The organism is Delftia sp. PE138 (genome assembly GCF_018320755.1).
Lineage (GTDB): Bacteria > Pseudomonadota > Gammaproteobacteria > Burkholderiales > Burkholderiaceae_C > Comamonas > Comamonas tsuruhatensis.
Window position 1 is genome coordinate 177386 of sequence record NZ_JABEPN010000006.1, and the last position, 13668, is coordinate 191053.

Consider the following 13668-nt stretch of genomic DNA (forward strand, 5'->3'; position numbering starts at 1 on the left):
CGCAAGGACTCAGTACCGCGAAAGCAGCCAGCCGGCACCCAGGACGACGACGATGGCCAGCCCCCAGCACCACAGCGGGATGGCGCGGCGCGAGCGTTCCTCGGCCTCGGTGGCCGGTGCGGCATCCAGCGGCGTGGCCACGCCGGCTGCGGCGTCGTGCTCCCAGGCCTGGGCGTCCACGGTGGGCTCGATATGGCCGGTTTCATCTGCCAGGCCGGCAGGCAGGTGGGACAGGTCGGCGGTGTCGCCTGCATCGGCAGGCGCTGCCGGCGCGCGCGGGTGGCGCTGCTGCATCAGCGTGTCGAATCGTGCGAAGAAGTCGTCGGCCATGTTGCGGGCGGCGCCGTCGATCAGCCGCTGGCCCAGCTGGGCGATCTTGCCGCCGACCTGGGCCTGCACGCTGTAGCTGAGCAGGCAACGCGGCTGGCCTGCGGCGTCAGCGGGCTCGGGGGTGAGGGTGACGTCGGCCTCGCCCTTGCCGAAGCCGGCCACGCCGCCCTGGCCTTCAAAGGCGATGCGGTAGCGCTCGGGCGGCGTGATGTCGGACAGCGTGACCTTGCCGCTGAACTTGGCCGATACCGGCCCCACCTTGACCGCCATGCCCACGGCGTACTGGTCATCGCCCAGGGGTTCAAAGCGGTCGCAGCCGGCCAGGCAGGCCTTGAGCGTTTCGGGATCGTTGAGCGCCTCCCAGGCCTGCTGCTGGCTGACGGCAAGGGAACGGCTGGCTTGCATTTCCATGGCAATTCCTTTCTGCGATGGGGGTGGCCGCAAGCGGCTCAGCGGCCTGGCGCCGCCAGCAGCCGCGCCAGGTGACCGGCCAGTTGCTGCAGCGATTCCAGGTTGTGTACCGCAAGCATGGCATGGGCATGACGATGCAGCACGGCTGCCCCCTGGGCCAGTGGGGCATACCCGTCAAAGCGCAGCAGCGGGTTGAGCCACAGCAGCCGCGCGCTGTGGCGGCGCAGCCAGGCCAGTTCGCGGTCCAGCTCGGCGGCATCGCCGGTGTCCAGGCCGTCGCTGATGATGAGCACCAGGGTGCGCCGGCCCACCAGGCCTGAAACCCGGTGGCGCGCATGCAGGCGGCGCAGTTCGCCCAGGCTGCTGCCCAGGCGCGTGCCGCCGCCAAAGTCGGCAATGGCGGCGTTGGCGCGCTCGAGCATGGCGTCTGTATCGGCCTGGGCAAAGGCCGGGCCCAGGTCGCGCAGCTCGGTGCCGAAGCTGAAGACCTGGCGGCGCAGGCCCGCATGGCGCTGCGTGCTGGTGGCCGCGTGCAGGAAGGCCAGCAGCAGCCGCGCATAGCGCTCCATGGAGCCCGAGACATCGACCAGGGCCAGCCAGGGCAGCGGCAGGCGCCGGCGTTCGCGCCGCAGCAGCTGCAGCATTTCGCCGCCGTGGTGCGATGCCGCGCGCAGGCTGGCAGCCCAGTCGGGCACCGCGCCGCGCTGGCCCGTGCGCGTGCGGCGGCTGCGGTAGCGGGGCAAGGGAAGGGCAATGTCCCTGGCCAGGCGCTGCACCAGCAGGTATTCGCTGGCGCTGAGCTGGTTGAAGTCGGCATGGCGCAGGCGGTGGCGCTCGCTGGCCGTCATGGCAGCGTCCAGCTTCAGCTCTTCATCGACGGCGGCCCTGCCCTCGCCTGCCTGGCGGGGCGACAGGGCTTCCTGCACGCGCGGGCGGTGGCGCGGCGCGGACGGCCGGGGCGCCTGCGGCAGCAACTGGGCCAGCAGTTGCCGGGCCACATCGGGATTGCGGAAGTAGGCGTCGAACAGTTCGCGGAACACGGCGCGGTCCTGGGCGTTGCTCACAAATACGGCCTCCAGCGCGGCGGCCATGTCCTCGCGCGCCAGGCCGACCAGGGACAGGGCCTGCTGGGCCAGCGCCATGCGCCCGCCATCCACGGGCACGCCCGCGCGGCGCAGCGCACGCGCAAAGCCGACCAGGTTGCCTGCCAGCTTGCCGCTGCGCGCATCGCCCAGCCAGCTGGTGCGCTCGCCCCCGTCGGCTGCACCGGCCGCACCGGCTGCCCCAGCCGTCACGGCGCGGGCTCCGGCGCCAGCAGTTGCTGCAGCCGCTCGGGCGTGAGCGCGGCCACGTCCTCGCGCTGCTTGAAGAGGATGCCGGCCGTGTCGTGCACGACTTCGGGATCGACCACCAGGGTGTCCAGCGCCACCAGGGCCTTGGCCCATTCCACGCTTTCGGCAATGCCGGGCACGCGCTGGAAGGCGTCGGAAAAGGGCTGGCTGCGCAGCCGCCCCACGAAGCTCGCCACCTGGGCCGTCAGGGCCTGCCCTGCCCCGGGCACCAGGGCGCGCACGATGGCCAGCTCGCGCTCGCGCCCGGGATAGTCCAGCCAGTGGTAGAGGCAGCGGCGCTTGACGGCATCGTGCAGGTCGCGCGTGCGGTTGCTGGTGAGCACGGTCACGGGCGGCACGCGTGCCGCCACCGTGCCCAGCTCGGGGATGCTGACCTGGTACTCGCCCAGGTATTCGAGCAGGAAGGCCTCGAAGGGCTCGTCGGCGCGGTCGATCTCGTCGATCAGCAGCACGGCGCCGGGCTCGGGCTGCTGCAGGGCCTGCAGCAGCGGGCGGCTTACCAGGTAGCGCTCCTGGTAGACCTCCTGCTCGGCGCGCTGCATGCGGTCGTGCTGCGGTGCAGCCGCGGGCTGCGCCGAGGCCAGCTCGGCCGCGCGCAGGTGCAGCAGCTGGGCCGCGTAGTTCCATTCATACAGCGCCTCGCGCTGCTCCATGCCGTCATAGCACTGCAGCCGGATCAGGCGGCGCTCCAGCACGCGTGCCAGCGCCTGGGCCAGCGCGGTCTTGCCCACGCCAGGCTCGCCCTCCAGCAGCAGCGGCCGCTGCAGCCGCAGGGCCAGGAAGACGGCCGTGGCCAGGCGCCGGTCGGCGAAATAGCCTTCGGCCTGCAGCGCGGCGACCAGGGCGTCTATGGGGGCAATGGCTTGCTCGGGAACCTTCATTCAGTCCTTATCCAATCGTCATGGAACTGCGCTTCGTCTGCGCTGCGCAAAACTGGCGCAATCCAACTCAGGGACACCGAGGAAGGGCCGCCCCGCACCGAGGGTGTCGTCCCCCTTCAAGGGGGAAGGCGCGAAGCGACTCAGGGGGTCACCATAGTCACCCCAGCATCTGCGATACCGCACGCTGCGTCTGCACGCTGATCAACTGCGCCCGGTAGCGCGCGCTGGCATGCAGGTCGCTGTTGAGGTCGGCATGGTCGATCAGCACCTGGGCGGCCGCGTCGGGCGTGAAGCTCTGGTTGAGCGCGGCCTCCAGCCCCGCATGGCGGAACACGCTGAGCCCGGCGCCCGTGATGGCCACGCGCACGCCGCTGTCGGTCTGGGCGACGAAGACGCCCACCAGGGCGAAGCGCGAGGCGGGCTGCTTGAACTTGAGGTAGGCGGCCTTCCTCGGCACGGGAAAGCGCACGGCCGTGATCAGCTCGCCGCTGCCCAGCGCCGTGGTGTACATGCCCTGGAAGAAGTCGTCGGCCGCGATCTCGCGCCGGTCGGTGACGACAGTGGCGCCCAGGCCCAGCACGGCGCTGGGGTAGCAGGCAGCGGGGTCGTTGTTGGCCAGCGAACCGCCGATGGTGCCGCGCGCACGCACCTGGCGGTCGCCGATGCCGCCGGCCAGCTCGGCCAGGGCCGGGATGGCGGCCTGGACCTGCGGGTTGGCGGCCACGTCGGCGTGGCGTGTCATGGCGCGGATTTCCACGGTCTGGCCGTTGACGGCGATGCCGGCCAGGCCCTGGACGCGGTTCAGGTCCACGATCTGTTCGGGCCGCGCCAGGCGCAAGCGCATCGATGGCAGCAGGCTTTGGCCTCCGGCCAGGTACTGGCCGCCCTGGGCGGCCAGGGCAGCGGCGTCGGCCGTGTTGCCAGGGGCTTCATAGGTGAATGCGTACATGGCGCTCTCCTCAGGAGGTGGCTGCGGCGTCGATGGCCAACCAGACACGGTGCGGGCTGGCCGGCATGTCCAGGTCCCTGACACCCAGGGGATGCAGTGCGTCAAGCACGGCATTGATGACGGCGGGCGGCGAGCCTATGGCCCCCGCCTCGCCGCAGCCCTTGGTGCCCAGCGGGTTGTGCGTGCAAGGCGTGCAGACGGTGCCGAGCTTGAATTCGGGGAAATCGTCGGCGCGCGGCATGGCGTAGTCCATGAAGCTGCCGGTGAGCAGTTGGCCGGTCTCGCGGTCGTAGACGCAGTTTTCCAGCAGCGCCTGGCCTATGCCCTGGGCCACGCCGCCGTGCACCTGGCCTTCGACGATCATGGGATTGATGATGGTGCCGAAGTCGTCCACGGCGCTGAAGCGGTCCACGCGCACCACGCCCGTGGCCGGGTCCACCTCGACCTCGCAGATGTACGTGCCTGCGGGGAAGGTGAAGTTGGTGGGGTCGTAGAAGGCGGTTTCGTTGAGGCCGGGCTCCAGCTTGTCCAGCGGGTAGTTGTGCGGCACATAGGCGGTGAGCGCGATCTGGGCGAAGGGAATCTTCTTGTCGGTGCCACGCACCGTGAACTCGCCGCCCGCGAAGTCGATGTCGGCGTCGCTGGCCTCCATCAGGTGGGCCGCGATCTTCTTGGCCTTGGCCTCGATCTTGTCCAGCGCCTTCATGATGGCCGCGCCGCCCACGCTGATGGAGCGCGAGCCATAGGTGCCCATGCCGAACGGCACACGGCCCGTGTCGCCGTGGACGATGTCCACGTTCTCCACGGGTATCCCCAGGCGCGCGGCCACCACCTGGGCGAAGGTGGTCTCGTGCCCCTGGCCATGGCTGTGCGAGCCCGTGAACACGGTGACGCTGCCCGTGGGGTGCACGCGCACTTCGCCGCATTCGAAGAGGCCGGCCCGCGCGCCCAGGGCGCCTGCGATGTTGCTGGGCGCCAGGCCGCAGGCCTCGATGTAGCTGCTGTAGCCCAGGCCGCGCCTGAGGCCCCGCGCCTCGCTGTCGGCACGGCGGGCGGCAAAGCCGGCCACGTCGGCCAGGGCCTCGGCCTTGTCCATGCAGGCGCCGTAGTCGCCCACGTCGTACTGCAGGGCCACGGGCGTCTGGTAGGGGAAGCTGGTGACGAAGTTGCGCCGCCGTATCTCGGCCTGGGACAGGTTCAGCTGCCAGGCGCAGCGGCTGACCAGGCGCTCCAGCAGGTAGGTGGCCTCGGGCCGGCCCGCGCCCCGGTAGGCATCGACGGGCGCGGTGTGGGTGAACCAGGCATCGACCTCCACATAGACCTGGGGCGTGGCGTACTGGCCGGCCAGCAAGGTGGCATAGAGGATGGTGGGCACGGCGCTGGCGAAGGTGCTCAGGTAGGCGCCCAGGTTGGCATCCGTGTGCACGCGCATGGCCAGGAACTTGCCGCTGGCGTCCATGGCCATCTCGGCATGGCTGACGTGGTCGCGGCCATGGGCGTCGGTGAGGAAGGACTCGCTGCGGTCGGCCGTCCACTTGATGTTGCGGTTGAGCTTTCGCGCACCCCAGGTCAGGCAGACATCCTCGGCATACAGGAAGATCTTGGAGCCGAATCCGCCGCCCACGTCGGGCGCGATCACGCGCACCTTGTGCTCGGGCAGGCCCATGACGAAGGCCGTCATCAGCAGCCGCTCGACGTGCGGGTTCTGGTTGGCCACGTACAGCGTGTACTCGTCATTGGCGCGGCTGTAGCTGCCGATGGCCGCGCGCGGCTCCATGGCGTTGGGAACCAGGCGGTTGTTGACCAGGTCCAGCTGGGCGATGTGGGCAGCACCGGCGAACACGGCATCCACGGCAGCCTTGTCGCCGATGGCCCATTTGTAGCAGTGGTTGTCGGGGGCGATGTCGTGCACCACCGCGCCGGGCACGCTGCCGGCCGCCGCGTCGGCCACCAGCACCACGGCGGGCAGCGGGTCGTAGTCCACCTCCACCAGCTCGGCCGCGTCGCGCGCCTGCTCCAGCGTCTCGGCCACGACCATGGCGACCTGGTCGCCCACGTAGCGCACGGTGTCCAGCGCCAGGATGGGATGCGGCGGCTCCTTCATGGGCTCGCCGTTGGTGCTGGTGATCAGCCAGCCGCAGGGCAGGCCGTTGATCTTGTCGGCCGCCACGTCGGCGCCCGTGAGCACGCCGATGACGCCGGGCGCGGCCTTGGCCGCGTCGGTGGACACGGAGCGCACACGCGCATGCGCGTGCGGCGAGCGCACGAACACCGCATGGGCCTGGGCGGCCAGTGCGATGTCGTCGGTGTACTGGCCCGCGCCCGTGAGGAAGCGGTAGTCCTCCTTGCGCTTGACGGGCTCGCCGATGTGGGGGAGCTTGGAAAAGTCGGATGCACCCATGGCTGTCTCCTTGTGGTGACCTGCGGCGCTCAGGCCGCAGGCCCTGCCATGGCCTGGCTGCCCTTTTTCACGGCGGCCACGATGTTCTGGTAGCCCGTGCAGCGGCACAGGTTGCCCTCCAGCGCCTCGCGGATCTCGCGATCGCCCGCGCACGGCTGGCGCTGGCACAGGTCCACGGCGCTCATGACCATGCCCGGCGTGCAAAAGCCGCATTGCAGGCCGTGGCACTCCTTGAAGGCCGCCTGCATGGGGTGCAGGCCGCCGTCGATATCCGCCAGCCCTTCGATGGTGCGCACCTCGCAGCCCTCGGCCTGCACGGCCAGCATGGCGCAGGACTTGACGGCGTGGCCGTCGACGATGACGGTGCAGGCCCCGCACTGGCTGGTGTCGCAGCCCACATGCGTGCCGGTCAGGCGCAGGTGCTCGCGCAGCGCATGCACGAGCAAGGTGTTGGGTGGAACGTCGATGCGCTGCGCGCGCCCGTTGACGGTGAGCTGGACATTCATCGTGCTGTCTCCTGCCTGTGTTCGGCGGTGATCTGGAACGTGGGGGAACGCCGGAAACCTCGTCTGCCATGGTCGCCCTGCCCGCAGGCGCCCGTTCTAGGGTTGACCCGCAAGCCCGGGCCGGGCGGCGCGGATATTCTCAAAATGACACAGTCGTCACCGCAACCGCAGCCGCAGCCCGCACCGCTTGCGCCTGCGCCCCCGGCTTCGACCGTGCCCGCCTGCCAGCCCGTTCGCAATCCCTTGCCAGCCAGCCACAGGAGTCCCCGCCCCATGTTCGCCCTGAGCCCCGACGCCGCGCAGCCCTGCCCCGCCGATCCGCGCCACGCGCAGATCGCCCGGGCCCGCAGCCTGGCCTTCGGCGAGCAGGCGCTGGCCGGCATGCCGCCTGCCACTCTGCCCGCCACCCCTGCCGGCATCGCGCCCTGGCTGTGGCGCTCCTGGCAGCGCTGCCTGGCGGCAGGCCGCCGCCCGGGCGAGCGCGTGGTCTACGAAGCACTGGGGCCGCATGCGCTGCGCCAGGCACGTGACGGCCACGAGGCGCTGCTGCAGGCGGCGCACCCCGTGATGACCCAGCTGGTGGGCGCCGTGGGCGCCATGCGCTACTTCAGCCTGCTGACCGATGCGCACGGCACCGTGCTGGACGTGCAGGGGCCGCTGGACCGCAGCGACATCCGCGTGCAGGCCATCGCCCGTGTGGGCGTGGACCTGTCCGAGCAGGGCGTGGGCACCACCGCCATCGGTGCGGCCCTGGCCGAGCACGGCCCCGTCTGGCTGCACCGGGCCGAGCATTTCTTCGAGGCCAACCGCCACTACAGCTGCGCGGGCGCACCGCTGTACGCCCCGGACGGCCGCTGCCTGGGCATGCTGGACATCACGGGCGTGGACGTGCCCGAGCGGCCCGAGCTGATGCACCTGGCGCTGCGCTGCGCCCGCGCCATCGAGGACCGGCTGCTGCGCGCCCTGCCCCACGCGCTGCTGCTGCACCTGAACTGGCCCGGCGGGCCTCTGGGTCAGGAGGGCGAAGGCCTGCTGGCCGTGGACGCCGAAGGGCATGTGGCGGGCAGCAATACCCTGGCGCGCCAGCTGGTGCCCCAGCCGCTGGCGCAGCCGGGCCAGCCGCTGCACTGCAGCGAACTGCTGGCCATGCCCTGGACGGCGCTGGTGGAGCATGCGCGCCAGCGCCCCAACGAACCGCTGCGCCTGCCGCTGTGGTCGGGCCTGCGGCTGCAGGCACTGGTGCAGCCCGGGCCCCAGCTGCGCCAGTTGCTGCCTGCGCTGGGCACGGCGGCACTCGCTGCCGCCGCCCAGGCCAGCCCGCTGCGCGCCAGCGAGGGCGTGCTGATCGAGCAGGCCCTGCAGGATGCCCAGGGCAATGTGACCCGGGCCGCCCGCGCGCTGGGCATCAGCCGGGCCACGATGTACCGAAAACTGGGAGCCCGCAGGCCCCGCGCGACAACCTGAATGGGACGTTTCCTCGGGTTCACACGGATTTCTTTTAGGGGGAGCAGGCCGCCTGCGGCGTTCGGGTCTCCGTAGAATCGACGGCTTTGGTCCATGCGCCGACAAGAGCGCTGCGCGCCGGCCTACAGGCCGGCGTACGGCGACGGACCCAATACAGCCTACTTTTTGGAGACACCATGCAGGCTTTGCTCAAATTCTCAAGAGGGGTCGACTGGCTCAACAGCCTGGTCGGGCGATGCCTTATCTGGCTGATCCTGGCCTCGACGGTCATCAGCGGCATCAATGCCATCGTGCGCAAGGTGTTGCACACCAGCTCGAACGCCTACCTCGAAGTGCAGTGGTACCTGTTCGCCGCCTCCTTCCTGCTGGCCGCCGGATATACGCTGCTGCAGGGCGAGCACGTGAAGGTGGATGTGATCGCCAGCCGTCTGTCCAAGCGCACGCAGATCTGGATCGACATCTTCGGCTTCGTCTTTTTCCTGACCCCCATGGCGCTGGCCATCCTGTGGTTCGGCACGCCGTTCGTGATCCAGGCCATGCAGACCGGCGAGATGTCGGGCAATGCAGGCGGCCTGGTGCGCTGGCCCGTCTACCTGATGATTCCCCTGGGCTTCGGGCTGCTGCTGCTGCAGGGCATGTCGGAGCTGATCAAGCGCATCGCCTTCCTGAAGGGCCTGATCGACGATCCCACGGCCAAGAAGGGCGAGAAGACCGCAGAGCAAGACCTGGCCGAAGCCCTGCGCGGGCTGGCAGGAGCCAAGGACAAAAGCGGGCAAGGCGCCTGATCGGGGAAACAGACATCATGGAATTCGTGATCCACAACCTGGCCCCGATCATGTTCGCGGGGCTGATACTTTTCCTGCTCGTGGGATTTCCCGTGGCATTCAGCCTGGGCGCCTGCGGACTGTTCTTCGCCTTTGTCGGCATCGAACTGGGCGTGCTGCCCGAAGCCCTGCTGCAGGCCCTTCCGCTGCGCATCTTCGGCATCATGCAGAACGAGACGATGCTGGCCATACCGTTCTTCACCCTCATGGGGCTGATACTGGAGCGAAGCGGCATGGCCGAGGACCTGCTGGAGACCGTGGGCCAGCTCTTTGGCCCCGTGCGCGGCGGCGTGGCCTTTGCGGTGATCTTCGTGGGCGCGCTGCTGGCGGCGACCACGGGCGTGGTCGCGGCATCGGTGATCTCCATGGGTCTGATCTCCCTGCCCATCATGATGCGCTACGGCTATGACCGCCGGGTGGCCTCGGGCGTGATCGCGGCCTCGGGCACGCTGGCGCAGATCATTCCGCCGTCCCTGGTGCTGATCGTGCTGGCCGACCAGCTGGGCCGCAGCGTGGGCGACATGTACAAGGGCGCCTTCCTGCCGGGCCTGATGCTGACGGGCTTCTATGCTCTGTTCATCGTCGTGCTGGCCATCTTCAAGCCCGCCATGGTGCCCGCCCTGCCGCCCGAGGCGCGCACGCTGCGCGAGCCCAATGGCAACTCCGGCCTGCCCTCCACCCTGGTGCTGACCGTGCTGTGCGTGGCCGCCTCGATGGTGGTCGCCCAGTACATGCCCCAGCTGCACACCTGGTGGTCCGGCGATGTGGTGGAGAAGGTCGCTCTGGACGAGACCATCGTGGTGTCCATGTGCTTCGGCGTGGCGCTGGCCTTCATCGCCGCCATGTTCAACAAGCTCACGGGCCTGCACCTGCTCAGCCGCATGGCCGAGCGCGTGACCTTCGTGCTGATCCCGCCGCTGCTGCTGATCTTCCTGGTGCTGGGCACCATCTTCCTGGGCGTGGCAACCCCCACCGAAGGCGGCGCCATGGGCGCACTGGGCGCGGCCGTCATGGCCTTCGTGCGCGGCCGCCTGAGCATGGACCTGCTCAAGCAGGCGCTGATGTCCACCACCAAGCTGTCGTGCTTCGTGATGTTCATCCTGATCGGCGCGACCATGTTCGGCCTGACCTTCCAGGGCGTGGACGGCCCCAAGTGGGTGGAGGAGCTGCTGGTGTCCCTGCCCGGCGGCGAGATCGGCTTCCTGATCGTGGTCAACATCATGATCTTCGTGCTGGCCTTCTTCCTGGACTTCTTCGAGCTGTCCTTCATCGTCGTGCCGCTGCTGGCCCCCGTGGCCGACAAGCTGGGCATCGACCTGGTCTGGTTCGGCGTGCTGCTGGCCGTGAACATGCAGACCTCGTTCATGCACCCGCCCTTCGGCTTCGCGCTGTTCTTCCTGCGCAGCGTGGCCCCGGCCAAGGCCTACGTGGACAAGGTCACCAAGAAGATGACCGAGCCCGTGACCACCATGCAGATCTATGCGGGCGCCATCCCCTTCCTGCTGATCCAGCTGGTCATGGTGGCCCTGATCATCATCTTCCCCGGCATCGTCTCCAGCGGGCTGGACAAGAAGGTGGAGTACGACCTGGACAAGGTGCGCCAGGAGATGGAGGCATCCATGCCCGAGGCCATCGACTTCAACGACCCCATGTTCAACGGCGACGGCGCGAACCAGCCCCCCGCACCCGAGGGCACCCCTGGCGAGCCCTCGGCCCCGGCGGGCGGTGAGGACGATGCGCTCAAGGCGCTGCAGGACCAGCTGCAGCGCGAGCAGCCGGCCACGCCGGGCGAGAGCAAGTCCGGCAGCTGATCGCAGGCTCCCTCAAGGACAGCAAAGGCCCCGCAACCGCGGGGCCTTTTTTCGTTCGGACCCCGGCGTGCGCCGGCCCCCTGCGCGCATGAAAAAAGCCGGGCAGTGCCCGGCTTTCTTTCGCGCATGACGCCCGAGGGCGCCGCGACTTCACAGCTTCTGCGCCGACATGAAGGCGTCGTAGCGCGCCTCGGCGAAGCGGAACCACAGCACCTCGTCGCGCTGGAAGTTGCGGTAGTCGCTGTAGATCTTCTTCCAGGCAGGGTTTTTCTCGGCCAGCTCCGCATAGACCGCCATGGTGGTCTTGTAGGAGGCATCGAGCACGGTCTGCGGGAAGGCCAGCACCTTGGCCTTGCTGGCCACCAGTTGCTTGAGCGCGCCGGGATTGCGCGCGTCGTAGCGGGCCTGGGTGACCACATGGGCCTCGTGCGAGGCGGCCTGCACCATGGCGCGCTGCTCGGGCGTCAGCGCGGCCAGCGCCTTCTGGTTCACGTAGAACTCGAGGTTCAGGCTGCCTTCCCACCAGCCGGGGTAGTAGTAGAACGGCGCGACCTTGTTGAAGCCCAGCTTGAGGTCGTCATAGGGGCCGATCCATTCGGCCGCATCGATGGTGCCCTTTTCCAGCGCCTGGTAGATTTCGCCACCCGGGATGTTCTGGGGCACGCCGCCCATGCGCTCGATGATCCGGCCCGCGAAGCCGCCGATGCGGAACTTCAGGCCCTTGATGTCCTCGGTCGTCTTGACCTCCTTGCGGAACCAGCCCCCCATCTGGGCGCCGGTGTTGCCGCCCAGGAAGTTGACGATGCCGTATTCGGCATAGAACTCGCGCATCAGCTTGCCGCCGTTGCCGTCCACGTTCCAGGCCGTGAGCTGGCGCGAGTTCATGCCGAACGGAATGGCGCCGCCGATGGCAAAGGCCTCGTTCTTGCCGAAGAAGTAGTAGGGCGCCGTGTGCGCGATCTCCACCGTGCCGTTTTGCACGCCATCGACCACGCCGAAGGCGGGCATCAGCTCGCCGGCCGCATGCACCGACACCTCGAACTTGCCGCCCGACATTTCCTTGATCGCCTTGGAAAACACCTCGGCAGAGCCGTAGATGGTGTCCAGCGAACGCGGAAAGCTGGACGCCAGGCGCCAGCGCACCGCCGCCTGCGCATGAACGGCTGGCGCCGCTGCGGCAGTCAATACGCCGGCCAGACCGGCGTGCTTGAGTGCTTTTCTTCTGTCCATCTCTGTCTCCTCCTGGTTCGCTCTGCTTGAGAGCATTCAAAAAAGGCCGGACTGCTCTTGGCAGCTCGGCCCACATACATCATCGGAACAAAAAAGCCCCCACGCTCCCCTTGCTGCGCAAGGTCCGCTGCCCCTGGCCGGGCGCCCCCCAAAGGGGCCGCTTTTTGCCTTGGGGCGGCCCGGCGGAAAAAAAGCCCGCCGTCCCCGCTGCATTTCGCAGAGGGGACGCGGGCTTGGCCTGCAGGCGTGGAAGGCATGGACCGTCCTTGTGCGTGCTGCTGGCTGCAGACCTGCTTACAGCTTGGCCGTGGTCATGTAGCTGTTGTAGCGGAACTCCGAGAAGCGCTCCCACAGCAGCTGGTCGCGCTGGAAGGTGCGCAGGCTCTGGTTGATCTTCTTGAACATGGGCGACTTGGCGTCATGCTCGGCCATGATCTCCATGACGGCCTTGTAGCCGGCATCCATGAAGTCCTTGGGGAAGGCCTTGAGCTGGGTCTTGTCGGCCACCAGCTTCTTGAGCGCCACGGGGTTGTTGGCGTCGTACTTGGCCGTCATGTCGCGTGCCGCCACGTTGCAGGCCGCATCGACCATGGCCTTGTACTCGGGCGACAGGGCCGCATACGCCTTGGTGTTGATGAAGAACTCCAGCTCGGCGCCGCCTTCCCACCAGCCGGGGTAGTAGTAGTAGGGAGCGACCTTGTTGAAGCCCAGCTTCTGGTCGTCGTACGGACCCACGAATTCCACGGCATCCAGCGTGCCCTTTTCAAGCGCCTGGTAGACCTCGCCCACGGGCATGTTCTGCGCGACCACGCCGAGCTTGAGCATGGCGTCGCCGAACAGGCCGCCGCCCAGGCGCATCTTCAGGCCCTTGAGATCGGCCACCGACTTGATCTCCTTGCGGAACCAGCCGCCCATCTGGGTGCCCGTGTTGCCTGCGCTCTGGCTCTTGATGTTGTACTGGGCATAGAACTCGTCCATGAGCTTGCGGCCGCCGCCGTGCTCCATCCAGGCATCCATCTGGCGCGCCGTCAGGCCGAAGGGCACGGCGCAGCCGAAGGCGAAGATGTAGTCCTTGCCGGTGAAGTAGTAGGGCGCCGTCAGCGCCATCTCGATGGTGCCGTTCTGGATGCCATCGACCACGCCGAAGGCGGGCATCAGCTCACCGGCCGCATGCACCGAGACTTCGAACTTGCCGCCCGACATCGCCTTGAGCGTCTTGGAGAACATTTCGGCCGAGCCGAAGATGGTGTCCAGCGACTTGGGAAAGCTCGCGGCCAGACGCCAGCGGACCGCCTCCTGGGCGTGGACTGCGGGTGCGGCTCCCACAGCCAGCACGCCGGCGATTCCCGCATGTTTGATGATCGAACGACGGTCCATGAATGTCTCTCCGCGATGTGTTGTCAGTCAGAAAAAGCCACCACCACCCCTTGCTGCGCAAGGTCCGCTGCCCCTCCGAGGGGCCGCTTCTGCCTTGGGGGCCCGGCGGCAAAAAAAACGCACGTTCGCACG

Annotated in this window: 11 protein-coding genes; 3 read left to right on the forward strand and 8 right to left on the reverse strand. The window is 68.6% G+C overall.

The window, feature by feature from the left end:
- Positions 1–9 precede the first annotated feature (9 nt).
- The 6 genes from HFGMBDPB_RS20655 to HFGMBDPB_RS20680 form a co-directional block, all read right to left on the reverse strand.
- The gene (locus HFGMBDPB_RS20655; RefSeq protein ID WP_047325844.1) at positions 10–741 is read right to left on the reverse strand and encodes an SRPBCC family protein; all 732 of its coding nucleotides are present in this window, start codon (positions 739–741) and stop codon (positions 10–12) included.
- 38 nt (positions 742–779) lie between these two features.
- Positions 780–2036 (reverse strand): vWA domain-containing protein, encoded by a 1257-nt coding sequence (locus HFGMBDPB_RS20660; RefSeq protein ID WP_212646152.1) that lies wholly within the window; start codon positions 2034–2036, stop codon positions 780–782.
- On the reverse strand, positions 2033–2974 hold the full coding sequence (locus tag HFGMBDPB_RS20665; RefSeq protein ID WP_212646153.1) for an AAA family ATPase: 942 nt from the start codon (positions 2972–2974) through the stop codon (positions 2033–2035). Before HFGMBDPB_RS20665 ends, HFGMBDPB_RS20660 begins: the two co-directional genes overlap by 4 nt.
- 157 nt (positions 2975–3131) lie before the next feature.
- The gene (locus tag HFGMBDPB_RS20670; RefSeq protein ID WP_046241966.1) at positions 3132–3923 is read right to left on the reverse strand and encodes an FAD binding domain-containing protein; all 792 of its coding nucleotides are present in this window, start codon (positions 3921–3923) and stop codon (positions 3132–3134) included.
- Between the two features lie 10 nt (positions 3924–3933).
- On the reverse strand, positions 3934–6324 hold the full coding sequence (locus HFGMBDPB_RS20675) for a xanthine dehydrogenase family protein molybdopterin-binding subunit (protein WP_070080580.1): 2391 nt from the start codon (positions 6322–6324) through the stop codon (positions 3934–3936).
- A 29-nt stretch (positions 6325–6353) separates the two neighbouring features.
- On the reverse strand, positions 6354–6830 hold the full coding sequence (locus tag HFGMBDPB_RS20680; protein WP_013803615.1) for a (2Fe-2S)-binding protein: 477 nt from the start codon (positions 6828–6830) through the stop codon (positions 6354–6356).
- 273 nt (positions 6831–7103) lie between these two features.
- Between HFGMBDPB_RS20680 and HFGMBDPB_RS20685 the strand changes: the two genes are divergently transcribed.
- From HFGMBDPB_RS20685 to HFGMBDPB_RS20695, 3 genes are all read left to right on the forward strand, one after another.
- Positions 7104–8294, forward strand: a complete 1191-nt coding sequence (locus HFGMBDPB_RS20685; protein ID WP_047217784.1) for a helix-turn-helix domain-containing protein — start codon at positions 7104–7106, stop codon at positions 8292–8294.
- 176 nt (positions 8295–8470) lie between these two features.
- The gene (locus HFGMBDPB_RS20690; protein WP_016452488.1) at positions 8471–9079 is read left to right on the forward strand and encodes a TRAP transporter small permease subunit; all 609 of its coding nucleotides are present in this window, start codon (positions 8471–8473) and stop codon (positions 9077–9079) included.
- Between the two features lie 17 nt (positions 9080–9096).
- Positions 9097–10929, forward strand: coding sequence for a TRAP transporter large permease (locus HFGMBDPB_RS20695; RefSeq protein ID WP_016448927.1), 1833 nt, complete (start codon positions 9097–9099; stop codon positions 10927–10929).
- Positions 10930–11079: 150 nt separating this feature from the next.
- Here HFGMBDPB_RS20695 and HFGMBDPB_RS20700 read toward each other — a convergent pair whose 3' ends face one another.
- Positions 11080–12159, reverse strand: coding sequence for a TRAP transporter substrate-binding protein (locus HFGMBDPB_RS20700; RefSeq protein WP_016448928.1), 1080 nt, complete (start codon positions 12157–12159; stop codon positions 11080–11082).
- 294 nt (positions 12160–12453) lie between these two features.
- Positions 12454–13536 carry a TRAP transporter substrate-binding protein gene (locus tag HFGMBDPB_RS20705; RefSeq protein ID WP_016452489.1) on the reverse strand — a complete coding sequence of 361 codons (1083 nt, stop codon included), beginning with the start codon at positions 13534–13536 and terminating at the stop codon, positions 12454–12456.
- Positions 13537–13668: the final 132 nt, after the last annotated feature.

Coding starts and splice junctions, on each gene's coding strand:
- HFGMBDPB_RS20655 (WP_047325844.1), bottom strand. CDS start 741: ATGGAAATGCAAGCCAGCCGTTCCCTTGCCGTCAGCCAGCAGCAGGCC.
- HFGMBDPB_RS20665 (WP_212646153.1), bottom strand. CDS start 2,974: ATGAAGGTTCCCGAGCAAGCCATTGCCCCCATAGACGCCCTGGTCGCC.
- HFGMBDPB_RS20670 (WP_046241966.1), bottom strand. CDS start 3,923: ATGTACGCATTCACCTATGAAGCCCCTGGCAACACGGCCGACGCCGCT.
- HFGMBDPB_RS20675 (WP_070080580.1), bottom strand. CDS start 6,324: ATGGGTGCATCCGACTTTTCCAAGCTCCCCCACATCGGCGAGCCCGTC.
- HFGMBDPB_RS20680 (WP_013803615.1), bottom strand. CDS start 6,830: ATGAATGTCCAGCTCACCGTCAACGGGCGCGCGCAGCGCATCGACGTT.
- HFGMBDPB_RS20685 (WP_047217784.1), top strand. CDS start 7,104: ATGTTCGCCCTGAGCCCCGACGCCGCGCAGCCCTGCCCCGCCGATCCG.
- HFGMBDPB_RS20690 (WP_016452488.1), top strand. CDS start 8,471: ATGCAGGCTTTGCTCAAATTCTCAAGAGGGGTCGACTGGCTCAACAGC.
- HFGMBDPB_RS20695 (WP_016448927.1), top strand. CDS start 9,097: ATGGAATTCGTGATCCACAACCTGGCCCCGATCATGTTCGCGGGGCTG.
- HFGMBDPB_RS20700 (WP_016448928.1), bottom strand. CDS start 12,159: ATGGACAGAAGAAAAGCACTCAAGCACGCCGGTCTGGCCGGCGTATTG.
- HFGMBDPB_RS20705 (WP_016452489.1), bottom strand. CDS start 13,536: ATGGACCGTCGTTCGATCATCAAACATGCGGGAATCGCCGGCGTGCTG.